Consider the following 25,876-nt stretch of genomic DNA (forward strand, 5'->3'; position numbering starts at 1 on the left):
GGACCCCACTGGCCGGGTTTTGCGCGGTGTTGCTACGGCAGCCTGCGTGCTAAGGGGCTGGAACCGTTTGGCTCTGCCCCTGTTACGATTCGGATTTTTCGCGCCGCTGGCGGTGCGATTCTGCCTGCCCCGACCGTCGGCAGGTCGTTCGAACTGACGAGGTCGTCGTCCTGCGCGATCGAAAGAGGAATGGCAAAGGATGACGGAAACTTCATTGAGCGTGGAGCGGCTCGGCCAGATCGTGGACGAGGCCGCTTCGGAGGTCTATGTCTTCAGGGCCGAAGATTTCCGCTTCCTTCTCGTCAACAAGGGCGCCCGCGAAAACCTGGGAATAAGCGCGGAGCAGCTTTCGGACCTGCGTCCGTGGGACGTGAAGCCCGAATATCCGGAAGCCGAATTCAGGGCGCTGGTCCAGCCGCTGCTGGATGGCGAGACCGACAAGCTCTATTTCGAGACCGTGCACAGGCGTGCCGACGGTTCGACCTATGACGTCGACGTCCGGCTGCAGCTGATCACCAGCGGAGAGAAGCCGCTGTTCTATGCCGCGATCCACGACATATCGCACCAGAGGAAGATCATGCGCGATCTGGAGGCGGCAAGCTCGCGGCTGGACGCCATCCTCAACAACACGACCATGGCGGTCTTCATGATGGACGACCGGCAGCATTGTTCGTTCATGAACAAGGCGGCCGAGGAGATGACGGGCTACAGCTTCGCGGAAACGCTGGGGCACCCGCTTCACGATGTCATCCACCATCATCATCCCGACGGCAGGCCGTTCCCGATCGAGGAATGCGCGATCGACCGGGCCTTTCCGCAGCATAACCAGACGCGCGGGGAAGAGGTGTTCATCCACAAGGATGGCCATTTCTACAACGTCGCCTTCACCGCATCGCCGATGACCGACAGCCAGGGAAACACCATCGGCACGGTGATCGAGGCGCGGAACATCGACGAGGACCTGAAGGCCCGCAAGGCGCTGAATTCCTTCAACACCGAACTGCGCCGGCGCGTCGACAAAGCCATCGCCGAGCGCGAGGCGCTGGAAGAGAAGCTGGTGCAGTCGCAGAAGATGGAGGCCATCGGCCAGCTGACCGGTGGCATCGCGCACGACTTCAACAATTTGCTGCAGGTCATCAGCGGCAATCTGCAATTGATGAAGGCCGATCCCGACACCACGGAAAGGGCGGCCGGGCGCATCGATCATGCGATCTCTGGCGTGAAGCGGGGCGCGAACCTGGCGACCCAGCTACTTGCCTTCGGGCGCCAGCAGCCGCTGCGCCCCGAGCCTGTCAATGCGGGCAGGATCATCCGCGGCATGGACGACATGCTGCGCCGCACCTTGGGCGAAACGGTCGAGATCGAGACGGTCGTGGCGGCCGGGCTGTGGAACTGCATCGTCGATCCGCACCACCTCGAGAATGTGCTGCTCAACCTTGTCATCAATGCGCGCGACGCGATGGAGGGAGAGGGCAGGCTGACGGTCGAGGCGGGCAATGCCTCGCTCGACGACGAGTACATCCTGAACAATCCCGATGCCGAGCCGGGTCAATATGTGGTCATCGCCGTGACCGACGACGGCTGCGGCATTTCCGAGGAGAACCTGGCCAGGGTCTACGAACCTTTCTTCACCACCAAGGAATCGGGCAAGGGCACCGGCCTGGGGCTGTCGATGGTATTCGGCTTCGTCAAGCAGTCGGGCGGCCATATCGCGATCTATAGCGAGTTGGGGCAGGGCACGACCGTGCGGATCTACCTGCCGCGCACCCAGGCCACCGAGGCCACCGAACGGAGGCAGTCCGATCCCGTCGTGGTGACCGGCGACAACGAAGTCGTGCTGGTGGTCGAGGACGACGACGAGGTCCGCTCAACCGTCATGGCGCTGCTGGCCACGCTGGGCTATCGGGCGGTCGAGGCCAAGAACGCCGACGCTGCGCTGGCAATCGTCAATTGCGGCATCGCGATCGACCTGCTGTTCACCGACGTGGTGATGCCGGGCAAGCTGAAATCGACCGAACTGGCACGCATGGCGCAAAAGCGGCTGCCCGATCTGGCGGTGCTGTTCACCTCGGGCTATACGCAGAATGCCATCGTCCATGCAGGCCGGCTGGACGATGGAGTGGAACTGATCAGCAAGCCCTATACCGTCGAGCGGCTTAGCCAGAAGATCCGCTCCGTGCTGGAGAAATCCGGCACCGTCGCTCCGTCCAGGGCAGAGCCCGTGCCGCAGCAACCGGCACAAGCCGCAAGGACCGGCGGGGCCAGGCGCATCCTGGTGGTGGAGGACGAGATGTTCATCCGCATGTCGCTGGTCGAACTGCTGGATGGACTGGGGCACCAGACGCTGGAGGCCGGCTCGCTGCGCGAGGCGCAGCAGCAATTGGACAAGGCAGCGCCGGACATGGTCATCACCGACATGAGCCTGCCCGACGGCAAGGCCAGCGCCTTCGTGCTGGAACTGCTGGGGCGGGCGGACCGGCCCGAGATCGTCATCGCGACGGGGGGCGTCGTGCCCGACGAGATAGTTTCGCGCGGTATCTCGGTGCTGCGCAAGCCGTTCAGCGACCGCGAGGTTCGCGACATCGTCGGCTCGGCGGACTGAACCGGATCAGGGAGCGGGCCGCTTGTCCCGCTCCACCGACAGGCGGAACGGAAACCGGCGCACGATGCGGTACTGGTCGGGCGCCAGGCCAGCCCGCTCCATGATGGCGGCCCATTCGGCCCTGCGGAACGAGCGCGCGATCGAAAGCTGCCCATCCTCGCGCACGATGCGGTGCACGCCCAGCGCGCGCGCCAGCAGCGGATAGAACTGATACGCCAGCCGGTGCCGGTGCAGATCGCCGATCACCCAGCCGCGCCGCGCCGTGCCCTCCATGTGGCGGATGAAGGCCTGCAACTGGTCGTCGGTCATGTGATGGGCGACCTGGCTGCTGATGATGAAATCGAAGCCATCGGCCTGATCGGCATAATCGCCGGTGCGGAAGTCGATGCCCATGCCGCTCTCGGTCGCCGCGCGGGCGATGGGGGCGCTGCGCGGATTGAGATCGACCCCGACCAGCCTTGCCGCGATGCCGCGCCGCCGTGCCCAGCGGTCGATAGTGCGCAGCATGTCCCCCTGTCCGAACCCCACGTCCAGCAGTGAGAACGACGGGGACCGTGCCGCGGCCCGCTTCAGGAAAGGCAGCACAGAATGGGCGGTGAACGTCCAGCGATTGACCCGCGCCAGCCCGGCCATGACCTGCGCATAGGTCGCCGCATCCAGGTCGTCGGCGTCCATCTGCTCGCTTTGGCGGGATCGTTCGGCAAGGCTTGTCATATCGGCACCCTGATGTTGTCATCATCGTCGTGCACGATGGCAGCAACGGAACCAAGCGCCGTGCGGCAGGTTCCCATTCACGGAGTGGCGCAACTGTTCTATCGTGCCGGTCCGGCGGGAATCTCCGCCGCGGGGAGCTTTCAACACCATGGCCTGCACTTGACTTTGAATCCCAGATCGCGTCCCACGGCGCTCGCGCTTTCGGCAGCCCTGGCCCTGCTGGCCGGCGGCGGGGCGGCATGGGCGCAGTCCGGCGCGGCTTCCGGCGAACCCAGCGTGTTCGGCCGCTGGCTGACCCATGACAAATCGGGGATTATCGAGATTCGGCGCTGCGGCAACGCGGCCTGCGGCACGCTGGTCAAGGTGCTGGACCCGGCGGCCCCGCGGAACGACGCCAACAACCCCGATCCGGCGCTGCGCGGCCGCGACCTTGTCGGTATCAGGGTTCTGTCGGGCTTCACGCCGCAAGGGGGACGCTGGGAAGATGGCGAGGCCTATGACCCGCAAGCGGGCCGCACCGTGCGCGCCCGCATGACGCTGGCTTCACCCGATCGCCTCGACGTGACAGGATGCATCCTGGTCGTATGCAGGACCAAGCACTGGACACGCGTGGGGAAGGACTGATGGCCATGAGCGACGAGGAGATAATGGCGATGGTCGCGCAGGAAAGCGGCCTGCCCCGCGCAAGGCTGGACATGGACGCGCGACTGGGCACGCTCGACATATCCTCGATCGACATGGTCAGCCTGCTGTTCGAGGTCGAGGACCGCTATGGCGTCGAGATCGAGCCCGAGCAGGTCACGCCCGAGATGACGCTGGGCGAGCTGGTGAACCGCATCCGCGAAAAGGCGAAAGCTTGACCGGAGTCGGCGCTTGACCGGAGCCGTGGTTTGAACCGCGCGGTCCTGATCACCGGGATGGGCTGCGTCAGCGGCCTTGGCGTCGGGGTCGCGGAAAGCTGGCGGCGGCTCAAGGCGGGCGAGGGCGCGATCCAGCCATTATCGCGCGGCGGCATCGAAGGCTGCGCGGCGGCGATCGAGGACGTCGATGCGCTTGTTCCGCCCGCATCCGATGGCCTCAGGCGGTTGGGCCGGCTCGATCCGCTGTCGCTGTTCACGCTGATCGCGGCAGGCGAGGCGCTGGAGCAGGCGGGGCTGACCGGCAGCCCGTCGCTCGATAGCCGCACCGCCGTCGTCGTGGGATGCGGCAGCGGCGGCAACGCCACCGTCGACACCGCCTATCAGCGCCTGTTCGGGCAGGGACAGGCGAAGGTCCATCCGCAGACCATCCCCAGTTCCATGATCGCCGCTCCATCGGCGCATGTCGCGATGCTGCACGGCATCCACGGCCCCGCCTTCACCATTTCCAGCGCCTGCGCGTCGTCGGCCCATGCGCTGGGAGAGGCGATGTACATGATCCGCGCGGGCCGGGTGGACGTCACTATCGTCGGCGGGGCAGAGGCCTGCCTGAACCGGGGTTCCTGGACCGGCTGGCAATCGCTGGGCGTCCTGGCCCCGGACACCTGCCGCCCCTTCTCCCGGGGCAGGCAAGGCATGGTGCTGGGCGAAGGCGCCGCGATGCTGGTGCTTGAGAGCGAGGATCATGCACAGGCGCGCGGCGCGGCCGTGCTGGGCAGGCTGGCAGGCTACGGCGCCAGCAGCGATGCCGGGCAGATGACCGCTCCCGATGCCGCGGGCATGGCAGCAGCCTTGCGGGCCGCGCATCAGCACGCCGGCGTCGCGCTCGACGGTCCGCTGCTGGTGTCGGCGCATGGCACCGGCACCGCGCTCAACGACGCGACCGAGGCGGCTGCCCTGCGCGCGGTCTATGGCGACTGGCTGGACCGGCACTGCGTCATCGCGACCAAATCGGCGCATGGACACATGATCGGCGCAGGCGGGGCAATGGAATTCCTGCTTGGCATGAAGGCCCTGCATGACGGGTTCGCGCCGCCGACACTCGGTCATCTCGGCCCCGATCCCGATTGCGAGGTGCCGCTGGCGATCGAGGGGCAGGATTTCATCGGCGATGCGCTGGTATCCAGCAGTTTCGCATTTGGCGGGCTCAACGCCGTGCTGATCGGAACCCGCGCATGAACCCGGCTACCGCGCATATCAACCGCATCGGAACCGCGAATCCGCCGCACAAGGTGCACGCCGCCTTCGTCGAATTCGTGACCAATACGATCCACGACGCGCGCGAACGCCGCCTGTTCACGCGCATGGTGGAGCGTTCCGGCATCGGCCAGCGCTTCTCCTACCTCAAGCCCGTCACCCTGCCCGATGGCACGATCAGTGACAGCGACGGCTTCTACGGCACCGGAGAGTGGCCGACCACGGCGGCGCGCATGCTGCGCTATCGCCGCGATGCGCCCGAGCTGGCGATCGCCGCGATCCAGGCGCTGGATCCCGACATCGCGCGGGCGGGGATCACCCATCTGGTCGTCGCCTCGTGCACCGGTTTCGTGGCGCCCGGTCTCGACCAGCTGATCGTGCGGCGGCTGGGCCTCGATCCGGGAGTGGAGCGCACGCTGGTCGGGTTCATGGGCTGCTATGCCGCGGTCAACAGCCTGCGGCTGGCGCATCATGTCGTGCGTTCGACCCCCTCGGCGCGCGTGCTGGTCGTCACGGTGGAGCTATGCTCGCTGCATTTCCAGCGCAGCGACAATCTGCAGAAGCTGCTGTCGATGCTGCTGTTCGGCGATGGAGCGGCGGCGGCGCTGGTGACCGGCGAAACGCAGGGCATCGCGCTTGCCGATTTTCGCGCGGCGACGATCGGCGGCACCGCCGATGCGATCACCTGGGACATCGGCGACCAGGGCTTCGACATGCATCTGGGCGGCGAGGTTCCCGCCCGCATCGGCGAGACGCTGCAGCGCGAAAAGTCCGATAACGCCCCGGATGGCCTGCTGCGCGGCCAGGCGCCGCAGGATTTCGATCTGTTCGCGGTGCATGCGGGCGGGCGCAGCATCCTGGACGCGGTAGAGAACGGGCTCGGCCTCTCCAGCGATGCGCTCGATCATTCGCGGGCGGTGCTCAGCGAGTTCGGCAACATGTCCTCGGCCACGCTGATGTTCGTCCTGGCCCGGCTGCTGGCCAACAAGGGAGCCGCGCCGCAAAAGGGGCTGGCCATGGCGTTCGGGCCGGGGCTTGCGGCCGAAAGCTTCCGCTTCACGCTGCTGCCGGCCGGTGACTGATGCGCTGGTCCTTGGCGGCGGGCTGGCGGGAAGCGCTTCGGCCATCCTTCTGGCGGGGGCCGGCAAGTCGGTCACGCTGATCGAGCGGGAAAGCGGCCCGCATCACAAGATCTGCGGCGAGTTCCTTTCGATCCAGGGTCGCGATCACCTGGAGGCGCTTGGCATCGACCCGGTCGCGCTGGGGGGCACGCCGATCGACATGGTCGAACTGTGCTCGGGCGCACGGCTGGTACGCTCGCGGCTACCCTTCACCGCGCTCGGCCTCAGCCGCTACCGGCTGGACGAGGTGTTGCTGGAGAGCGCCGACCGGTCCGGCGTCGATGTGCGCCGCGGCATCCGGGTCACCAGCATGGACGGGCACCGCGTATCCACCAGCGCCGGCGGGCACGAGGCGGGCGCGATCCTGCTCGCCACCGGCAAGCATCGTATTCGCGGCGACCGCACCGAGGCGGATGGCGGGCCCGATCCTTTCGCCGGGTTCAAGATGCATTTCCGACTGCCTCCATCCGCCCATAGGGCCATTGCCGGAACGATCAGGCTGATCCTGTTTGACGGCGGCTATGCAGGGCTCCAGCCGGTCGAGGACGGGACGGCGAACCTGTGCCTCGTCATCCGCAAGGACAGGCTGGGCGAACTGGGAGGGAGCTGGGATGCGGTGATGGCGATGCTGCGGACGTTGCCGCATTGCGGCGACCTGCTGCGCGATGCAGAGCCGCTGATGGAACGCCCGGCGACCATCGCGAACCTTGCCTATGGCATCGCGCCGCGCCCCGCCATGGCCGAGGGGCTGTACCCGCTGGGCGACCGCGCCTGCATGACGGCATCGCTGACCGGCGACGGCATGGCGCTGGCGCTGCGCAGCGGCTTCGTCGCGGCATCCTGTGTCGCACAGGGCGAGACGGTTCGCGACTATCACCGGCGGCACGCACGCGAAGTGCATGGGCAGGTCAGGCGCGCCATGGCGCTGCAGCATATTCAGGAAACGCGACTGCTGCGCCAGGCCGGGATCGGTCTGCTGGCCGCGTTTCCCGGATTGCTGCACCATCTTGCACAGGCCACGCGGCTGCGGCGCTGGTCGTAGGCGTGCCTATCCCGCCGACACCCGCGCATCGTCCAGCCACTGCGACGCCAGAGAACGCACATCCACGCGTGCCTTCAGCCGCGCTGCCAGCAAGGCGGTGCCGCTGATCTTGCGCTGGACGAACAGCAGGTCGGACGGCGGGATGTGCCATGTCGCCCGGTCGGCGGCCATCTCCATGCTCTCGTCGCGCACCACGCTGACGAATTGCCGGTCGCCGAAGTCGAACGGGCCTTCGCGGGTCATCTCGCCGATGATGATTTCCAGGATCCGGTCGATCCGCTCACGGTGGCCGCTGACCGCGCCGCTGCCGATGAATCCCGCCTCCACCGCGGCGTGGCGCACGGCATCGCGGTCGCCCGCAAACCCTGCCTGCAACAATCGGCGATAGGCATCGCTGGTCAAGGGCTCGATGGCCCTTGCAGCGCCGAAATCCAACAGCACCAGCCGCCCGGTTTCGGGCTGGTAGCGATAGTTCGCGAAATTAGGATCGGTCTGCATCACCCCGAATTCGAACAATTCGCGCAGCACCAGCGAGATCAGCGTATGCATCACGGCATCGCGCGTATCCTGCGGCGCACCCACGAGGGATTCGATCGGCTTGCCGGGCAGGAAGCTCATCGCCAGCACACGGTCGGTGGTGAATTGCTCTTCCAGTTCGGGCACCGAAACTTCGGGCGTGCCCGCCAGCAGCTCGCCGAACAGCTTCATCTGCGCGCCCTCGCGCTCGTAATCCGCTTCCTCGGCCAGCTGGCGCTTGGCGTCGGCCAGCAGCGGGCCGATGTCCAGCTCGCGCGGCAGCAGGCCCGACATGCGCAGCAGGGTCGCGACATTGTCGACATCGGCATCGATGCTTTCGCGCACGCCCGGATATTGCACCTTGATCGCCAGTTCGCGCCCCTCCAGCGTGGTCGCGCGGTGGACCTGTCCGATAGAGGCGGCGGCGATCGGTATCGCGTCGAAGCGGCGCAGGCGGGTGCGCCAGTCCTTGCCCCATTGCTGTTCGAGCACGCGGTTCAGCTGCGCGGGCCGCATGTGATCGGCGTTGTCGCGCAGCTGCGCCATGATTTCGGCCAGTTCGGGCGGCAGCATGTCGCCCGCGTCCATCGAGATCATCTGCCCCAGCTTCATCGCCGCGCCGCGCAGGTGCGAAAGCCGTTCGGCCACCTTGCCCACGTTGCCGGGCGTCAGCAGCATGTCGCGCATGCGGGGCCGCTCGCCATCGGCCAGGCGGCGCGCGCCTTCGGCGACCATGCCCCCGGCGACGCCGCTTGCCAGCCGGCCGAAGTGGCCCAGCCGCGACAGCCGTCCGCGCGGCACCGTCCGTCCGCGGCGCGTGGTGCGATCATCGGTCATCGCATCACCACAAGCGGCTGCCGGGCACGCCCTTGAAGGGGCCTGCGAAGCGGCTGGTGATCCAGCCGCCATAGAACTCGCCCGGCTGCGGCGTCACCGTCTCGCCGTCCACGCTGCAGCGGTCGAACGGGCCGGCGTAAAAGGCGAAATGATCGCGCAGCATGGCAAAGGCGGGGGTTGGGCTTGGATAGCTCCAGCCGACGCGCGGCAGGACCATGTCGCCGATCACGACATCCCAATAGGTTGCCGCCCCCTTCCACTCGCAGAAAGACGAACCCGCGGCGCGGCGCAGCACATCGGGGGCGATATCGGCGGGCGGAATGTAATAGCTGGGTGGATGGCTGGTTTCGAGCGTGCGGACCGTGCTGTGGCTGTCAGCGATGGTCATGCCCGCATGCTCGATCACGACATGTGCATCGACCGCTTCGCAGATCGCGGGGCGCGGGAAATCCCAGACGCTTTCCTGTCCGGGTCCGGCGGGATCGGGTCTGGGCCTCAGCATGGCGCGCTCTTTTCAGCCAGTCGCTGCAATCGCGGGCGCACGACCAGGAACGCCCGATATGCCCGTTCCAGCAGCGCCAGCACAATCGGCACGCGCGCCGCGATGCCCAGCGGACGGAGCAGCGGGATCGCCCGCCACATCGCCGCAAAGGCGGCGGCACCCGACAGCAGGCGGCCATCCTCGCGCGCATGGAAGCGCTCCAACAGGTCCGCGCGGTCGACCGGGCAATCGCCTCCGGCTCCGCATGCGACATCGAGGAAACGGATCGCGCCGCGCCGGTCGAGGCGGCGCATCAGGGCAATCTCTCGGCGGCACAGGGGGCACGCGCCGTCGTACCAGACGATCAGGTCAGACATGCGAGTGATATGGGAAGCCGAAGGCCCCTCTCACAGGGCCGCGCGATAATCCTGCCCCAAAGGGCAACGACCGCCCTTCGGACAGCAGCGCCGCTGGGCGGGCCCAAGCGCACCGGTTCAGGAGGCGCGCCGGGCAGGCACGCCCGCCGTTCAGCCGACGAAGGCGCGCTCGATCACGAAATGGCCGGGCTTGGCATTGCTGCCCTCGACGAAGCCGCGCGCTTCCAGGTCGGCGGCATGGTCCTTGATCATTTCCATGCTGCCGCACAGCATCACGCGATCGTTTTCGGGATCGAAGGTCTTGGGCCCGCTGACGTTCTCGAACAGCTTGCCGTTCTCGATCAGCTGGCCGATGCGGCCCGTGGTGCGAAACGCCTCACGCGTGACGGTGGGGACGTAATGGAACTGCAGCAACGCCTCGTCCTGCACCAGCGGATCGCCGGCCAGCTGCGATTCCAGCAGGTCGCGATAGGCAAGATCGCTGACCTTGCGGACCGAATGGACCAGCACGATTTCCGAGAACATCGAATAGACGTCGGGATCGCGCGCCAGGCTCATGAACGGGGCAAGGCCCGTGCCGGTCGACAGCATGAAAAGGCGGCGGCCCGGAATCAGCGCATCGGTGACCAGCGTGCCGGTCGGCTTCTTGCCCAGATAGACCGGATCGCCGACCCTGATGTGCTGCAGCCGCGACGTCAGCGGCCCGTCCTGGATCTTCACCGACAGGAACTCAAGCTCGTCCGCATAGCTGGGGCTGGCGATCGAATAGGCGCGCAGCAGCGGCTTGCCGTCGTTGGGCAGGCCGACCATCACGAATTCGCCAGACCGGAACCGAAAGCTGGCGGGGCGCGAGATCGAGAAGCTGAACAGTCCGTCGTTCAGGTGATGCACGCGCTTGACCGTTTCCACTTCAAGAGCGGCGGAGGGCGTGAAGTCTTCGCGGACGAGGGGCTGCTGGGTCAAGGCTTGGTCCATATTCTTGGTCAGGTTCGACATTCGTGCGGCGCAATTGGTGCCAAAGGCGTCCGATTGCAACCGCCGAGCTGGGGCGGTGGCCCTCATAAACCTAAAGGTTGGTAATGCAAGTCACTCGCATTAATGCTCTACAGTGTCGCTTGTGCCGATTTCGCGTGTGAAAGCCAATGCAGGATATCTTTGACCCCCGCAAAATCAGCTTAGGGGCCGCCCGCTAGCGCTCGACCTGCGGGATCGAACCCTTGCGGCGGCGGAACAGTCTGCCGCGTTCGCTATAGAGGATCAGCAGCAGCCCGCCGAGCGAGAGGCCGAACAGCGCCATGCCAAGCGGGCGCGCCGTGCCGTCATAGGCGCTGCCCACGATCGCACCCAGCACTGCGCCGCCGCCCACGCGCATCGCAGTCTGCAGCGAACTGGCGGAGCCTGCGAAATGCTGGAACGGCTGGAGCGCGATCGAGCTGAAATTCGCGCCCAGGAAACCGATCAGCGCCAGGTTCACGGTCATGATCGGCGCGAACAGCCAGAAGGCATCGGGATGATAGGTGGCCGCCGCCCATTGCAGGCCCCCGGTCACCACGAAGACCAGCAGCGCCGTGTGGCTGACCCGCCGGGCGCCATGCGTCTCGACGATGCGCGAATTGATGAAATTGCTGCCCGCCATGAACAATGCCATGCCGCCGAACACATAGGCGAATTTCTCGCCCAGTCCGAAATGCACCGCGACCAGCTGTTCCGAGCAATTGATGTACCCGTACAGCCCGCCGAACACCAGCGTCGCGCCCAGCACGTAACCCACCGCGTCGCGGTTGGTGACGATAACCCGGAAATTATGCGCCACCCTCTTCACATCGAGCGGCTGGCGGTTTTCCGGCGCCATGGTCTCTGCCAGCCGCAGATAGACCCAGCAGAACATGATGATGCCCATGGTGAACATCACGCCGAAGATCGACCGCCAGTCGGCCACCAGCAGGATCGTCTGCCCGATCGTCGGGGCCAGCACCGGCACCACCATGAACACCGTCGCGATCATCGAGACGATGCGCGCCATCGCGTCGCCTTCGTATTTGTCGCGCACGATGGCATTGGCGATCACCGCGCCCGCCGATGCGACCATGCCGTTGGCGAAACGGAACGCGATCATCGCGGGAAAGCTGGTGATGATCATGCACAGGAAATCGAACAGGCAATAGACCGCGATCCCGCACAGCAGCACCCGCCGCCGCCCGAACCGGTCCGCCAGGAAGCCGAAGATCAGCGACCCGACGCCCATGCCGATCAGATAGCTGCCCACGACCAGTTGCCTGTCGTTGGGATTTTCCGCGCCCAGATCGCGCGCGATATCGCCCAGCGCCGGCAGCATGGTATCGATCCCCAGCGCCTGAAGCGACATGAGGAATGCGAGCATGGCTGTGAATTCCGCCCTCCCGAGGGATTGGGGCGGCGCGGGGAATTTGAACATGACGGTTGTCCTTGCGCCCGAAACCGGCGCGGCTCAATCCCTAAACTTGCTGCACCTGCACATGATCCCGCTTGCGGGCGCGCATGCAAGAATGTCTGCCCAGCGCGTTTCGGCTGCGCTATTGGGGCGTGGTGACCGACGCTGCGAACACGGAAGACGACGCCCGGGCGGCGGGGCTGCGCAAGATCATCCATGTCGACATGGATGCCTTCTTCGCCAGCGTCGAACAGCGCGACAACCCCGAACTGCGCGGCAAGCCGGTGGCCGTCGGCGGATCGTCGGGGCGCGGGGTGGTCGCCGCCGCCAGCTATGAAGCGCGCCGCTTCGGCGTACGCTCGGCCATGCCGTCGATCACCGCCAAAAGGCTGTGCCCCGATCTGGTGTTCTGCAAGTCGCGCTTCGACGTCTACCGCGAGGTGAGCGGCCAGATCCGCGCGATCTTTCGCGATTATACCGACCTCGTCGAACCGCTCTCGCTGGACGAGGCCTATCTCGACGTGACCGAGGACCGGCACAATCTCGGCTCGGCCACCCGCATCGCGCAGGCCATCCGCCGCCGCATCCGCGAGGATACGCGGCTGACCGCCAGCGCGGGCGTCAGCTACAACAAGTTCCTGGCCAAGCTGGCGTCGGACCAGAACAAGCCCGACGGGCTCTGCGTGATCCGGCCGGGCGAGGGGGCGGCATTCGTCGCGGGCCTGCCGGTGTCGCGCTTTCACGGCGTCGGGCCCAAGGGCGCGGAAAAGATGAAGCGGCTGGGGATCGAGACCGGCGCCGACCTTGCCGAGCGCGACCTGCCGTTCCTGCGCGCGCATTTCGGCAGCTTTGCCGATTATCTCTACCGCGCAGCCCGCGGCGTGGACCTGCGCGAGGTGCGGTCGCACCGCATCCGCAAGTCCCTGGGCGGCGAGCGCACATTCCACCAGGATCTGTCCGCCCCTGCCGAACTGCGCGAGGCGATGGACAATATCGTCGACATCGTCTGGGACCGGATCGAAAAGGGCGAGGTGCGCGGGCGCACGGTCACGCTGAAGCTGAAATACAATGATTTCCAGATCGCCAGCCGTGCGCGGTCGATCCCGCAATTCGTCGGCGGCAAGGCTGAATTCGCCGCGATCGGCCAAGGCCTACTGGCCGACATGATGCCGCTGCCGCGCCCGATCCGGCTGATGGGGCTGACGCTGTCGAAGCTGGAGGGCGTACAGCCCAGGAAGCGCGGGGACGAAACCCGCCAGCTCGACCTGCTCTAGCCGCGATGCGTCAGCGCCGCCTCGACATAGCGCCGCGCCCATTCCGACATGGCAGCGGGCAGCGCATCGGGCGCGAAGAAGCGCGCCTCGGCGATCTCGCGGTTGTCGATGCGAAAGGCGCCTTCGACCCGGGCCAGGAACACGATGACGTCATTGCTCGCGCCGTGCATTTCCACCGGCTCGCGCAGGACCCGGGCAAGCTCGTGCGCCTTCAGCCCGACTTCCTCTTCCAGCTCGCGCGCGGCGGCCTGTTCGTGCGATTCGCCCTTGTCGACCCCGCCCGTCACCAGCTGCCATTCGCCCCTGGCGCGGTAGCTGTGCCGCACCATCAACACATGGCCGTCGGCGTTCAGCGGCACCAGCGCGCAGCCGCGCAGTTGCGGCTTGCGCCAGCGCCACCAGATCCGCCGCGCCCGCTCGCCCAGCTTGAGCGCGAGCCGATGGACGGCAGGGGGCATCAGCCCGGCAAGGGGAATGTCGGGCAATGGCTTACGAGAAGCAGGCGACCCGCATGCGCGCCGCCTGCAGCAGCCGCGCGACCGGCAGATCGTTGTCGCCCCGCGCCGCTTCCTCGAACAGCGCCAGCTTGTCCTCGCCGCGCACCACGAACATCAGCGCCTCTGCGGTCAGCAGCTTGGACAGGGTCAGCGTCACCCGGTCGAACGGTGCTTCTGGCGGCAGCGGATCGGGGGTGAGCCGTCGGATCTGCCGCGGGTCGTCGACCTGCGGATCGGTGTTGGGAAACAGCGATGCGACGTGACCGTCCAGCCCCATGCCCAGCCAGGCCAGCGCGAAATGCGGGGCCTGCTTGTCCTCGGTCAGTTCGACCACGCTCGCGCCCGTATCCGCCAGCGCGGCGGCAAGGCGGCCGTAATTGCTCGCCTCGTGATCGGCGGGGACGCAGCGGTCGTCGCCCGGCCAGAATTCCAGCCGCTGCCAGTCGAGATCGTGCTTCGCCAGCTCTTCAAAAATGGGGAAGGGGGTCGATCCGCCCGGCACCGTCACCGCCACCTTACCCTCGCGCTGGGCCAGCGCATCCTTCAGCTGCTGCGCCAGCCAGTCGGCGATGTCGGCATCGCTCCAGCCCTTTTGATATTCGATCTCGGTCAGCACGGGCGTCAGGCTCCTTTATGTTGGGCGGTCATCGCTTGCGCGGTCACCGGGTTCAGGTGGCGATGCCGCATGGCAATCGCAAGGACCTCCGGGACCAGCCCGCCGCTTCGCGCATTACCATAGCATGCTGCTGCCGATCACTGCCGCCATGACTGCCGTCTTCGTCGCGATCCACCTGTATATCGGGCGGCTGCGATGGCTCGACGTGCTGCCGCGCCACCGCTGGCTGTCGTTTTCGGGCGGAGTCGCGGTCGGCTATGTCTTCCTGCACCTGCTGCCCGATCTGGCCCTGCACCAGCGGGCATTCTCGAACGAGCTTGGCCTGTCGGATACGCTGGCAGAAAGCATGGTCTATTCTCTCGCGCTGCTCGGCCTGGTCGCGTTCTATGCGCTCGAGCGCAAGGTGCGGCTGTCGCGGGCGAAATCGCGCGCCAAGGGCAAGGGGGATCAGTACGAGGATCATCTCGAATGGGTGCACGCCAGCAGCTATGCGGCGCTGAACCTGCTGATCGGCTATCTGCTGCTGCACCGCGAGGAGGGCGGCTGGGCGTCGCTTACGCTGTATTTCGGGGCGATGGCGCTGCATTTCATGACCGTGGACCACGGCATGAGGGAGGATCACCGCGAAGCGTATGAGCGGCGCGGACGCTGGGTGATCAGCGCGGCGGTCGCGGCAGGCTGGCTGCTGGGCGCGCTTGTCACCGTACCGCAGGTCGGGATCGGGTTCCTGTTCGCCTTCCTGGCGGGCGGGATCGTGCTCAACACGCTGAAGGAAGAATTGCCGCAGGAGCGCGAGAGCAGGCTCTGGCCGTTCCTGACGGGCACGGGGCTCTATGCCGCGCTGATGCTGGCCGGGGAATTCATCGCCTGAACGGCCCGGTCGGTATCAGCCCCTATTGAACGGCCGCACGCGGCACCGGCACGCTCGACCCCATGCGGCTGACGATCACGATTGCTGCCCAGGCCGCGATGAAGCCGGGAATGATCTCGTACACGCCGGGGCCGCCCATGAAGCTGTCGCCAAGGCCCGCCGCGATCCACGCGACTACCACGACCGCACCGGTCACCAGTCCCGCGACCGCGCCCGATCCGGTCATCCGGTCCCACGTCAGCGCCAGGATGATCAGCGGCCCGAACGCCGCGCCGAACCCGGCCCACGCGTTTGAGACGAGGCCCAGCACCTCGCTGGTCGGATCCGCGGCAATGGCGATGGCGGCCAGCGCCACCAGCAGCACGCACAGGCGCGACACGTTCACCGTCTCGCGCTCGGACGCATGCTTGCGCAGGAACAGGCGGTAGAAATCCTCGGTCAGCGAAGAGGAAGCGACCAGCAGCTGCGAGCTGATCGTCGACATGATCGCGGCCAGCAGCGCGGCCAGCAGGAAGCCGGTGATCAGCGGGTGGAACAGCGTGTCGGCCAGCAGGATGAAGATCGTTTCCGGATCGTCCAGCACCAGATTGTTGATCTCGACATGCGCGCGGCCAAGGATGCCCACGCCCAGCGCGCCGATCAGCGAGACGAACATCCAGCTCATCCCGATATTGCGCGCGGTCTGCACCCCGCCTTCCTTCACCGCCATGAACCGCACGATGATATGCGGCTGGCCGAAATAGCCCAGGCCCCAGGTCACGGCGGACAGGAAGCCGATCACGGTCAGACCGTTGAACAGCGACAGGAACGCCGGATCGACGGCCTGCACCGCCTCGGTCACGGTGGCGCTGCCGCCGTCGCTGGTCAGCACGACGACGGGCATCAGGACAAGCGCGACGACCATGATGCAGCCCTGCACGAAATCGGTCAGCGACACGGCCAGGAAGCCCCCCACCATCGTATAGGCCAGCACCACGCCAGCGGTCAGCCAGATCCCGGTCATGTAGTCGGACATGCCCGTATCGCCGAACAGCCCGGCAAAGCTCGTCACGAACAGCTTGCCGCCGCCCACCAGCCCGGCGGCGGTATAGACGGTGAAGAACAGCACGATGATGATGGCGGATATCACGCGCAGCGCGATGGCGCGGTCGGGAAAGCGATTGGCCAGGAATTCCGGGATCGTCAGCGCATTGCCATAGGACACTGTCTGCTCGCGCAGGCGCGGCGCGACGATGATCCAGTTGGCCAGCGCGCCCACGAACAGGCCGATGCCGATCCACGCCTCGACCAGGCCGGCGGCATAAAGCGCGCCGGGCAGTCCCAGCAGCAGCCAGCCCGACATGTCGGACGCGCCCGCGGACAGCGCCGCGACGGCAGGATGCAGGTTGCGTCCGCCCAGCAGATAGCCTTCCGAACTGTCGGTCGACTTCTTCCACGCGAACAGGCCGATGCCCAGCATCAGCACGAAATAGAGGGTGAGTGAGATCAGTGTTCCTGTAGCCATGGGGCCGCGACATATCGCCGCGAACCCCGTTTGGCCACCGTCCGGCCCCAATTAGACCGATTTCATCGCGGCAAGGCGCCTTTCGCCAGGATCCTTGCGCGTTTTCACAGGCTCAGGCGTCGATCTTGCGCTTGGCCTTCTTGCGCTCGTTCGGATCCAGCAGCGCCTTGCGGATGCGGATCGACTGCGGCGTCACCTCGACCATCTCGTCATCGTCGATATAGGCGATGGCCTGTTCCAGCGTCATCCGCTTAGGCGGGGTGAGGCGGATGGCATCGTCCTTGCCGGTCGAGCGGAAGTTGGTCAGCTGCTTGGACTTCAGCGGGTTCACTTCCAGATCGTCGGGCTTGGCGTTCTCGCCGATGATCATGCCTTCATACAGCTTTTCCTGCGGGGCCACGAACAGGATGCCGCGATCCTCGAGGCTGTTGAGCGCATAGCCCACGGCCTCGCCAGTGCCGTTCGAGATCAGCACGCCGTTCTGGCGCCCCTCGATCGGTCCCTTGTAGGCGTCGTATTTCTCGAACAGCCGGTTCATGATGCCCGTGCCGCGCGTGTCGGACAGGAATTCGCCGTGATAGCCGATCAGGCCGCGCGACGGCGCCGAAAAGGCGAGGCGGGTCTTGCCCACGCCCGACGGACGCATCTCGGTCAGGTCGGCCTTGCGGCGCTGCATCTTTTCCACGACCGTGCCCGAATATTCGTCGTCAACGTCGATGACGACGGTCTCGTAAGGCTCGGTGCGCTTGCCGCCTTCCTCGCCGAAGATCACGCGCGGACGCGAGATGCCCAGCTCGAACCCTTCGCGGCGCATCGTCTCGATCACCACGCCCAGCTGCAGTTCGCCGCGGCCCGCCACTTCGAAACTGTCCTTGTCGGCGCTTTCGGTGACGCGGATGGCGACGTTCGTCTCCTGCTCGCGCATCAGGCGGTCGCGGATCATGCGGCTGGTGACCTTGTCGCCCTCGCGGCCCGCAAAGGGGCTGTCGTTGACGGCAAAGCGCATCGCCAGCGTCGGCGGGTCGATCGGCTGCGCGGCGATCGGCTCGGTGACCGAGGGATCGGCGATGGTGTTCGACACGGTCGCCTTTTCCAGGCCCGCCAGCGCGATGATGTCGCCTGCGCGCGCCTCGTCGACGGGAACGCGGTCTAGCCCGCGGAACGACATCAGCTTGGATGCGCGGCCGGTTTCGATCACCTTGCCGTCGGCATCGATCGCGCGGATCGGGTCGTTGGTGCGGATCACGCCCGACTGGACACGGCCGGTCAGCACGCGGCCCATGAAATTGTCGCGGTCGAGCAGCGTCGCAAGGAAGCTGAACGGTGCATCCTCGTCCAGTCCCGGCGAGGGGACGTGGTCGCGGATCAGTTCGAACATCGGGGTCAGGTCGCCCTCGCGCGCGGTCAGGTCCTCGCTGGCATAGCCGTTGCGGCCCGAGGCATAGAGCGTGGGGAAGTCCAGCTGCTCGTCATTGGCGTCGAGGCTGACGAACAGATCGAAGATCTCGTCCAGCACCTCGTCCGCGCGGCCGTCGGGACGGTCGATCTTGTTGACGACGACGATGGGCTTGAGCCCCAGCGCCAGCGCCTTGCCGGTCACGAACTTGGTCTGCGGCATCGCGCCCTCGGCGCTGTCGACCAGCAGGATCACGCCGTCGACCATGCTCAGGATGCGCTCCACCTCGGCGCCGAAGTCGGCGTGGCCGGGCGTGTCGACGATATTGATGCGCAGGCCTTCCCACACGATCGAGGTCGGCTTGGCGAGAATGGTGATCCCGCGTTCCTTTTCGAGATCGTTCGAATCCATCGCGCGTTCCTCGACGCGCTGGTTGTCGCGGAACGTGCCGGACTGGCGGAAAAGCTGATCGACGAGCGTGGTCTTGCCATGGTCGACGTGCGCGATAATCGCGATATTGCGAAGGTCGGCGGACATTGGTCCCTCTTCAATAAATCATCTGTCTGCTGGTCGAGGGAGAGCCGGCTGCCCTGCAATGTGCCGCGCGCCGAACCCCCGGCAGTCTTCCCGCCAGGAACAGGCCGCGCCCCTTTCACGAGCGCGCCCCTATATCAGAGTGTGCAATGCAGCAAGTCTTTTACCTGTTGCGCGGGGGGCACAGCCTGTGACTTTGGACAGGATCGTACGTCCGACGAGATTGCTTCCTTAAGCTTTGAATTATAGGGCATCAACTGCTGGCAGTCGATTTTTTCGGAGAGCCAGGGTGAAAACGCCCGGGGATCGCTTGCCTTCGTTGGAGTGGAGAAAGCTTTCATGGTTTCAAGGGGTCGCGGCTTTTCGGCCGTGCGCGTGCTCATCCTGTCGGGCGGCAGCCTGGCGGCCATCGCCTCGTGTCCGGCGCTTGCCCAGGACACCGCGGCCCAGGAGGGCGACTACGCCGAACCGGCCTTTGCGGAGCCCGCCTTTGCCGAACCTGCCTATGAAGAGGATGCGGCGCTGCCTGCCGCCCGCGGCAACGACATCATCGTCACCGCGACCAAGCGCGCGCAGACCCTGCAGGACGTGCCCGTCGCGGTCAGCGTCACGACCGAGGAGCAGATCGAGCGCGCCGAGATTCGCGACCTCAAGGAGCTGACGACCGAGGTGCCGACCCTGCGCGTCATCCAGCTTCAGTCCAGCGCCAACACCAATTTCATCATCCGCGGCTTCGGCAATGGCGCGAACAACGCGGGGATAGAACCCTCGGTCGGCGTGTTCGTCGACAATGTCTATCGCTCGCGCAGCGCCGCGCGGATCAACGATCTGCCGGATCTCGAGCGGATAGAGGTCCTGTCGGGCCCGCAATCGACGCTGTTCGGCAAGAACGCCAGCGCCGGCGTCATCTCGGTCACCACGCGCGAACCGCAGTTCGATTTCGGCGGGCAGGCCGAGGTGAGCTATGGCAATTACGACGCGATGGTCGCCAAAGGCGTCGTCACCGGCCCGATCACCGACAGCATCGCGGCATCGCTGGGCGGCGGCATCAACATCCGCGAGGGCTATATCCGCGACGAGGCGCTGGACCGCGACACCAACGAGCGCAACCGCTGGTTCACGCGCGGCCAGTTGCTGTTCGAACCCAACGATCTGTTCAAGGTGCGCCTGATCGGCGACTATGAAAAGACCGACGAGGATTGCTGCGCCACCGTGCTGCTGCAGAACGGCTTTACCGGCGCGGCGGTGAACGCGGTCGGCGGGCGCTTCTCGGACCCGGCCGATCCCTTTGCCGATGTCGTCTATTCGAACTTCCCCTCGACCAACGATATCGAGAACTGGGGTTTCTCGGGCCAGGTCGACTTCGGCTATGGTCCGTTCGGCATCACGTCGATCACCGCCTATCGCGGGGTGGACGCGCTGACCAACCAGGATTCGGATTTCACCAGCGCCGACCTGATTTCCGAAAACTCGCAGGACCTGGGCATCCGCACCTTCACCCAGGAATTCCGCGCGACCGCCGAATTCGGGCCGGCCAGCGTGTTGCTGGGCGCGTTCTATTTCAACGAGAAGATCGACCAGACCAATGATCTGCTGCTGGGCAGCGACTTCCGGCCCTATGCCGACCTGCTGATCGGCGCGCAGACCGGCGGCGCCTTCACCGCCGCCAGCGTCGAGCAGACTGTCGGCGCGCTGCTGGGCGACCCGACGCAGTTCGTCGGACGCTTCTTCGGCGACGGGCAGGGCCTGGACGAAGCCTATACGCTGGACAACGAGGCGATCAGCCTGTTCGGCCAGGTCGACTTCGAGGTGACCGACCGGCTGACCCTGACCGCCGGGCTGAACTATACGAAGGACGACAAGTCCTTCACCACCGACACCGCCACCAGCGATGTATTCTCGACAGTCGACCTGGTCGAGGTTGGCGGCATCGGCATCTACCAGCAGGCGCTGTCGACCACCGTCGGCAGCGCGCTGATGCTGGGCCGCCCCGCCACGGCGGCCGAGATCGGGGCCTTTGCGGGCGCGAACCCCGCGGCGTTTGGACAGATCGCCGCCGGGTCGCAGGCCTTTGCCGACGCGAACGCCACCAATCCCGACGTCAACCCGCTGCTGGGGCTGCAGGCACTGCAGTTCCTGCCGCCGTTCCAGAACGTGCCCAACGCGGTCGAAAGCGGCAAGATCAAGGACGACGACCTCGCCTTCACCCTGCGCGCGGCCTATGATCTGTCGGACAGCGTGAACCTGTATGTGTCCTATGCGACCGGCTACAAGCCGCCGTCGGTGAACCTGTCGCGCGACAGCCGCCCGACGCCCGCGGACCGGCAGGCGCTGGTCGCCGCGGGTGCCGCCGTCCCGAACCTGACCGCGGGCAGCCGCTTTGCCGATGCCGAGGAGTCCGAGGTCTACGAAGTGGGCGTCAAGGGCAACTGGGGTCTGGCGCAGGTCAATTTCGCCGCGTTCCGCCAGTCGATCACCGGCTTCCAGTCGAACATCTTCACCGGCACCGGCTTCTTCCTTGCCAATGCGGGCGAGCAGCAGGTGACGGGCTTCGAATTCGACGGCACGATGTACCCGGTCGATCCGCTGATGCTGCGCCTGGCGGTCACCTATCTGGATGCCGAATACACTGATTTCCAGCAGTCGGGCGTGGGCGACCTGAGCGGTCAGAAGGTGGCGGGCGTGCCGCCGATCGCACTGACTGCGTCGGGTCAGTACACGCATGAATTCGGCAATGGCTCGCAACTGATCGCGCGCGGCGCGTATCACTACGAATCGCCGATCGAGGTGATCGAGGGGCTGCCCGGCTTCATCGATCTTGGGCAGGAAGCCGCCATCGGCGCGGTGCGTCCGTTCCCCCGGCAGGTCGACGATGTCTCGGCGTCGCTCACCTGGGTCAGCGACATGGGGCTGGAAGTGTCGGCGTGGGGCCGCAACCTGCTGAACGACCGCTATCTGCTGTCGATCTTCGATACGCCTATCCAGCCGTTAAGCTTTTCCGGCTATCCCAACCAGCCGCGCACCTATGGCGTGACCGCGCGCTACAAGTTCTGATCCCGCCCGCGGGGTCGCATCCGGATCTGACCGCAAGTGTCAGGGGAGAGGGAAGGGGTCGCATCCGGCGGATGCGGCCCCTTTTCCGTCGCGCGCCAGCCTTCCTGACAAAGCGTTTTGCAATCGATCCCCGAATACGGGATAAAGCGGCCGGACGTAATTTCGACAGGGGGAAATTGCCATGCAATACATGCTGATGCCGCTGGCGCGCTATTTCGACTTTTCAGGAAGGTCGCGGCGCAAGGAATACTGGATGTTCGCGCTGCTCAACCTGATCATCATCACGATCTTCGTGACCGCACTGCTCACCCTTGGCATTTCCCTCGACCCCTATGACGCGACCGGCGGTCCGGTGATGTGGCTGGTGATGGCGGTGCTTGGCATCTATTCACTGCTCATCCTGATCCCGTCCATCGCGGTGCAGGTCCGGCGGTTCCACGACCAGGACAAGTCGGGCTGGTTCGTCCTGATCAATTTCGTCCCCTATATCGGCGGGCTGATCGTGCTGGTTTTCATGCTGCTGGAAGGCACGCGCGGGCCGAACAAATACGGTCCCGATTCGAAAGAAAGCTTCACGCGCGGCGTCTAGATCACAGCGATCGCAGCGCGCTTGCCGGGCGGGCGCGCAGCACGGGGATGGAGGCGGCGGTGGCGGCGACGATGACCAGCGCCGCGCCGCCCGCCAGCACGCCCAGCACCAGCGCCCAGTCGGGCCGGAAGGGCAGGTCGAACAGGCCGGTCATCACGCCCCAGCCGACCAGGCTGCCCAGCGCCAGCGCCACCAGCGCCAGCAATCCTGCCAACAGCGCATAGCGCACCGCCAGCGCGCCCAGCACCTGTGCGCGGCTGGCACCCAGCACGCGCAGTACCACGGTCTCGTAAGTCTCTCGCGCGCGGGCCGCGGCGATCGCGCCCAGCAGCACGGCCAGCCCCGCCAGCACCGTGACCGATGCGGCGGCCAGGATCGCGGCCGCCATGCTGCCCAGTATGTCGCGCGCCTGGGTCAGCACCGCGCCGACTTCGATCACCGCGCTGCCGGGGAATTCGCGCACCATCGCGCTCAGCAGCGCGCGCCGGTCCGCGCCTTCCGCCAGCGAAACGGTCGCGGCGTAATTATGCGGCGCGTCGGCGATGGCGCCGGGGCTGAAAACCAGCACATGGTTGAACCCCAGGTCGTCCCATTCGATGGTCCGGATCGAGGCGACCACCGCCTCGCGCTCTGCCCCCAGGACGCTATATCGCAGGCGGTCGCCGATGTTCAGCCCGATGGGCCGCGCCAGCTCCTCGTCGACCGACACCAGCGCCTCGCTCGCACCCTGCCGCTCGCTCCACCATTCGCCGCGGGTGACGGTGTTGCCGTCCGGCACGGCACTGGCATAGGTCACGCCCCGCTCGCCGTTCAGCGCCCACGCGCCCTCGGGCACATCTTCAAGATCCTCGACATATGTCATCGCGTCGGCGGGACCATAGGCGATGATCGTTGCGCGCAGGTTCGGCACGGCGCGCACGCCCGATCCCGGCGCGATCCGTTCGACCAGGCCGGCAAAGCGGTCGACGTCGCCGCTGGGCAGGTCGATCACGAAATAATCGGGCGCCACCTCGGGCACGCTGCTCGCGACATAGCGGTCGAGCGCGGACTGAATGCTGGCGATGGCAGCAAAGGCGGCCAGCCCGAAGCCCAGCGCGGTCGCCAGCGCGACGGTGGGCGCCCCGGGCCGGTCGAGCGATGACAGCCCCATGCGCACCGCCAGTCCCGCGCCGGTCTTGGGCAGGACGCGCGCCATGCGCTTGATACCCAGCCCGATCGCCGCAAGCAGCCCCAGCATCGCCGCCGCGCCGACGATAAACCACAAATTCAGCAGCGGATCGCGCGCGCCTAGCAGCACCAGCGCGATCAGCAAGGCAATACCGATGCCGACCGGCAGCGCCGCTGCCCGCCATACCGCGATTCGCCCGCCCGCGCCCGACCGGAACAGCGCCATCGCCGTCACCTCGCGCGCCGCGATCAGCGGCGGCGCGGCGAAGATCAGCGCCACCAGCAGCGCGAAGCCTGCCGCGCGGGCCAGCGCCGCCACGTCGAAGCTGAAGCGCGCCTCCACCGGCAGCATGCCTTCCAGCAGGGAGGCAAGCACCGGCACCGCCAGATATCCCAGCACAAGCCCCGCGATCACCCCGACCAGCGCGGCGGCGACCACCTGCACGACATGGATGCGCATGACATCGCCGCTGGATGCGCCCAGCACCTTCAGCGTGGCGATGGATGTGCGGCGGCTTTCCAGCCACGACGTCACCGCGCCCGCGATGCCGATCCCCGCGATGAACAGCGCGGCCAGCCCGACCAGGGTCAGGAACTGGCCCATATTGGCCATCAATCGGTCCGCGCCCGGCGATGCGCGGTCGCGCGTGCGATATTCCCAGCCCGCGATGGGAAATCGCGCGGTGAAGGCTTCGGCGGTTTCCTCCACATCGGCATCGGCGGGCCGTTTCACGCGATACTTGAAGCGCGCCATCGATCCGGTCTGCACCAGCCCCGCATCGGCCAGCGTCGCTTCGGAAATCAGCATCGGCGGGCCCAGCGAGAAGCCCTCCGACAGCCGGTCGGGCTCGCTTTCGATCAGCCCGGTCAGGCGCACCTGCGTCTCGCCCAGCCGGACGCTCGCGCCCTCGTCGATGTCCAGCCGGTCGAGCAGGCCCGGGTCCACCCACGCCTCGCCGCGGGGGGGAGCGCCCACGCTGCGCCCGTCCCGCAGCGTCAGCTCGCCATAGAGCGGATAGGCATCGTCGATCGCCTTCAGCTGCACCGGCGCGCCGACGACATCGTCGCCGCTGCCGACCGAGGCGATGGCCTGCATCCGCACCCCGCCCGAAACGTCTCCCAGCGCCCGCATCGCGGACAGTTCCTGCGCGCTGGCAGGCTGGCCATAGCGGCGAAATTCGATGTCGCCGCCCAATATGTCCTGCCCGCGCGTCGCCAACTCGCCGCGGATCGCGCCTTCCAGCGTGCCGATGGCCGACAGCGCCGCCGCACCCAGGAACAGGCAGACGATCAGCAGGCGAAGCCCGCGAAACCGCCATGAGAAATCGCGCCGCGCCAGCCGCAGGGCCAGCGCCCAGCGCGCGCGCATCGCGTTCATAGGGGGCTGGTGCCCATGCGGTCCGACACGATCCGCCCGTCCGCCAGTTCCAGCACGCGCTGGCAGCGTTCGGCCAGCGCCGGATCATGCGTGATCAGGAACAGGGTCGCCCCGCTCGATCCGCGGCGCGTGAACAACAGGTCGATGATCTCTGCCCCCGTCGCGCTGTCGAGATTGCCGGTCGGCTCGTCCGCGAAGATCAGCGCGGGGCGCGGCGCCAGCGCGCGGGCGATGGCGACGCGCTGCTGCTCTCCGCCCGAAAGCTGCGCGGGAAAATGGCCCAGCCGGTGGCCTAACCCCACGGCCTCAAGCTCTGCCCGGGCGCGCCCGAACGCATCGGGCATTCCGGCGAGTTCCAGAGGCGTCGCCACGTTTTCCAGCGCGCTCATCGTCGGCAGCAGGTGAAACGCCTGCAGCACGATGCCGATGCGTCCGCGCCGCGCGGCGGCCAGCTCGTCCTCGCCCATCACGGCGCCGCCCGCCCCGGCGAACTGCGCTCCGGCTACGTCCAGCGTGCCGCCCGTCGCTCGCTCCAACCCCGACAGCACCGCCATCAGCGAGCTCTTGCCCGAACCCGACGGGCCCAGCAGCGCCACGGTCTGCCCGGTCGGCACGGTCAGGTCGATGCCCTTCAGGATCGGCACCTCGACCTTTCCGTTGCGGAAGCTGAGCATCAGGCCCCTTGCCGCGATCGCGGTATCGTCGGGTCCGGCATCGGATGGGAAATTGGCAGCGGTCATTGTGTCGAGCATGGTGCATGACATAGGGTCGGGCAGGAAACA

At 66.7% G+C, this 25,876-nt stretch carries 22 protein-coding genes; 10 read left to right on the forward strand and 12 right to left on the reverse strand.

Features of this window, described 5'->3' with window-relative positions:
* Positions 1 to 199: 199 nt before the first annotated feature.
* Positions 200 to 2,602 (forward strand): PAS domain S-box protein, encoded by a 2,403-nt coding sequence (locus A9D14_RS03490; RefSeq protein ID WP_083987591.1) that lies wholly within the window; start codon positions 200 to 202, stop codon positions 2,600 to 2,602.
* 6 nt (positions 2,603 to 2,608) lie between these two features.
* Here A9D14_RS03490 and A9D14_RS03495 read toward each other — a convergent pair whose 3' ends face one another.
* On the reverse strand, positions 2,609 to 3,277 hold the full coding sequence (locus A9D14_RS03495) for a methyltransferase domain-containing protein (protein WP_232468744.1): 669 nt from the start codon (positions 3,275 to 3,277) through the stop codon (positions 2,609 to 2,611).
* 198 nt (positions 3,278 to 3,475) lie between these two features.
* On the opposite strand from A9D14_RS03495, the gene A9D14_RS03500 reads away from it, so the two are divergent.
* From A9D14_RS03500 to A9D14_RS03520, 5 genes are read left to right on the forward strand one after another with little or no spacing between them, the layout of a single operon-like run.
* Positions 3,476 to 3,940 carry a DUF2147 domain-containing protein gene (locus tag A9D14_RS03500; RefSeq protein WP_232468746.1) on the forward strand — a complete coding sequence of 155 codons (465 nt, stop codon included), beginning with the start codon at positions 3,476 to 3,478 and terminating at the stop codon, positions 3,938 to 3,940.
* A complete protein-coding gene (locus tag A9D14_RS03505; RefSeq protein ID WP_232468748.1) occupies positions 3,940 to 4,176 on the forward strand; it encodes an acyl carrier protein in 237 nt (78 codons plus the stop codon). The genes A9D14_RS03500 and A9D14_RS03505 overlap by 1 nt, the downstream gene beginning before the upstream one ends.
* 30 nt (positions 4,177 to 4,206) lie before the next feature.
* Positions 4,207 to 5,412 (forward strand): beta-ketoacyl-[acyl-carrier-protein] synthase family protein, encoded by a 1,206-nt coding sequence (locus A9D14_RS03510; protein WP_087910449.1) that lies wholly within the window; start codon positions 4,207 to 4,209, stop codon positions 5,410 to 5,412.
* Positions 5,409 to 6,512 (forward strand): type III polyketide synthase, encoded by a 1,104-nt coding sequence (locus tag A9D14_RS03515; protein ID WP_066842982.1) that lies wholly within the window; start codon positions 5,409 to 5,411, stop codon positions 6,510 to 6,512. The genes A9D14_RS03510 and A9D14_RS03515 overlap by 4 nt, the downstream gene beginning before the upstream one ends.
* A complete protein-coding gene (locus tag A9D14_RS03520) occupies positions 6,505 to 7,593 on the forward strand; it encodes an NAD(P)/FAD-dependent oxidoreductase (RefSeq protein ID WP_066842984.1) in 1,089 nt (362 codons plus the stop codon). The genes A9D14_RS03515 and A9D14_RS03520 overlap by 8 nt, the downstream gene beginning before the upstream one ends.
* Positions 7,594 to 7,599: 6 nt before the next feature.
* Here A9D14_RS03520 and A9D14_RS03525 read toward each other — a convergent pair whose 3' ends face one another.
* The 5 genes from A9D14_RS03525 to A9D14_RS03545 all read right to left on the reverse strand — a co-directional run bounded on the left by A9D14_RS03525 (position 7,600) and on the right by A9D14_RS03545 (position 12,184).
* Positions 7,600 to 8,946 carry an ABC1 kinase family protein gene (locus tag A9D14_RS03525; protein WP_066842985.1) on the reverse strand — a complete coding sequence of 449 codons (1,347 nt, stop codon included), beginning with the start codon at positions 8,944 to 8,946 and terminating at the stop codon, positions 7,600 to 7,602.
* A gap of 4 nt (positions 8,947 to 8,950) precedes the next feature.
* Entirely contained in the window at positions 8,951 to 9,448 is a 498-nt protein-coding gene (locus A9D14_RS03530; RefSeq protein WP_198302040.1) for a DUF427 domain-containing protein, read from the reverse strand.
* Complete coding sequence (locus A9D14_RS03535; RefSeq protein WP_066842987.1) at positions 9,442 to 9,804, reverse strand: thiol-disulfide oxidoreductase DCC family protein; 363 nt, start codon at positions 9,802 to 9,804, stop codon at positions 9,442 to 9,444. Before A9D14_RS03535 ends, A9D14_RS03530 begins: the two co-directional genes overlap by 7 nt.
* 150 nt (positions 9,805 to 9,954) lie before the next feature.
* Positions 9,955 to 10,779: a ferredoxin--NADP reductase gene (locus tag A9D14_RS03540; RefSeq protein ID WP_232468750.1), complete on the reverse strand. Its 825-nt coding sequence runs from the start codon at positions 10,777 to 10,779 to the stop codon at positions 9,955 to 9,957.
* Between the two features lie 214 nt (positions 10,780 to 10,993).
* Positions 10,994 to 12,184: a multidrug effflux MFS transporter gene (locus A9D14_RS03545; protein ID WP_232468752.1), complete on the reverse strand. Its 1,191-nt coding sequence runs from the start codon at positions 12,182 to 12,184 to the stop codon at positions 10,994 to 10,996.
* Between the two features lie 137 nt (positions 12,185 to 12,321).
* Here A9D14_RS03545 and dinB point away from each other — a divergent pair, with 137 nt between their 5' ends.
* The gene (gene dinB / locus A9D14_RS03550; protein WP_083987595.1) at positions 12,322 to 13,488 is read left to right on the forward strand and encodes a DNA polymerase IV; all 1,167 of its coding nucleotides are present in this window, start codon (positions 12,322 to 12,324) and stop codon (positions 13,486 to 13,488) included.
* Here the strand turns inward: dinB and A9D14_RS03555 are convergent.
* The gene (locus A9D14_RS03555) at positions 13,485 to 13,973 is read right to left on the reverse strand and encodes an NUDIX domain-containing protein (RefSeq protein ID WP_087910450.1); all 489 of its coding nucleotides are present in this window, start codon (positions 13,971 to 13,973) and stop codon (positions 13,485 to 13,487) included. The two genes, dinB and A9D14_RS03555, sit on opposite strands and share 4 nt — an antisense overlap.
* Before the next feature lie 4 nt (positions 13,974 to 13,977).
* Positions 13,978 to 14,601: a 6-phosphogluconolactonase gene (locus A9D14_RS03560; RefSeq protein WP_332459780.1), complete on the reverse strand. Its 624-nt coding sequence runs from the start codon at positions 14,599 to 14,601 to the stop codon at positions 13,978 to 13,980.
* A 124-nt stretch (positions 14,602 to 14,725) separates the two neighbouring features.
* On the opposite strand from A9D14_RS03560, the gene A9D14_RS03565 reads away from it, so the two are divergent.
* On the forward strand, positions 14,726 to 15,472 hold the full coding sequence (locus A9D14_RS03565) for a hypothetical protein (protein WP_066842993.1): 747 nt from the start codon (positions 14,726 to 14,728) through the stop codon (positions 15,470 to 15,472).
* Positions 15,473 to 15,494: 22 nt separating this feature from the next.
* On the opposite strand, the gene putP is transcribed toward A9D14_RS03565, so the two are convergent.
* The gene (putP, locus tag A9D14_RS03570; RefSeq protein WP_066842995.1) at positions 15,495 to 16,976 is read right to left on the reverse strand and encodes a sodium/proline symporter PutP; all 1,482 of its coding nucleotides are present in this window, start codon (positions 16,974 to 16,976) and stop codon (positions 15,495 to 15,497) included.
* 112 nt (positions 16,977 to 17,088) lie between these two features.
* Complete coding sequence (typA, locus tag A9D14_RS03575; RefSeq protein ID WP_066842996.1) at positions 17,089 to 18,909, reverse strand: translational GTPase TypA; 1,821 nt, start codon at positions 18,907 to 18,909, stop codon at positions 17,089 to 17,091.
* 336 nt (positions 18,910 to 19,245) lie between these two features.
* Here typA and A9D14_RS03580 point away from each other — a divergent pair, with 336 nt between their 5' ends.
* Together A9D14_RS03580 and A9D14_RS03585 are read left to right on the forward strand one after the other, a co-directional pair.
* Complete coding sequence (locus A9D14_RS03580; RefSeq protein ID WP_083987599.1) at positions 19,246 to 21,960, forward strand: TonB-dependent receptor; 2,715 nt, start codon at positions 19,246 to 19,248, stop codon at positions 21,958 to 21,960.
* Positions 21,961 to 22,141: 181 nt separating this feature from the next.
* Positions 22,142 to 22,549, forward strand: coding sequence for a DUF805 domain-containing protein (locus A9D14_RS03585; protein WP_066843002.1), 408 nt, complete (start codon positions 22,142 to 22,144; stop codon positions 22,547 to 22,549).
* A gap of 1 nt (position 22,550) precedes the next feature.
* Here the strand turns inward: A9D14_RS03585 and A9D14_RS03590 are convergent, their stop codons facing one another.
* Together A9D14_RS03590 and A9D14_RS03595 are read right to left on the reverse strand one after the other, a co-directional pair.
* Positions 22,551 to 25,094, reverse strand: coding sequence for an ABC transporter permease (locus A9D14_RS03590; RefSeq protein ID WP_066843004.1), 2,544 nt, complete (start codon positions 25,092 to 25,094; stop codon positions 22,551 to 22,553).
* Positions 25,091 to 25,846, reverse strand: coding sequence for an ABC transporter ATP-binding protein (locus A9D14_RS03595; RefSeq protein ID WP_083987601.1), 756 nt, complete (start codon positions 25,844 to 25,846; stop codon positions 25,091 to 25,093). The genes A9D14_RS03590 and A9D14_RS03595 overlap by 4 nt, the downstream gene beginning before the upstream one ends.
* Positions 25,847 to 25,876: the final 30 nt, after the last annotated feature.

This window comes from Croceicoccus marinus (assembly GCF_001661675.2).
GTDB lineage: Bacteria > Pseudomonadota > Alphaproteobacteria > Sphingomonadales > Sphingomonadaceae > Croceicoccus > Croceicoccus marinus.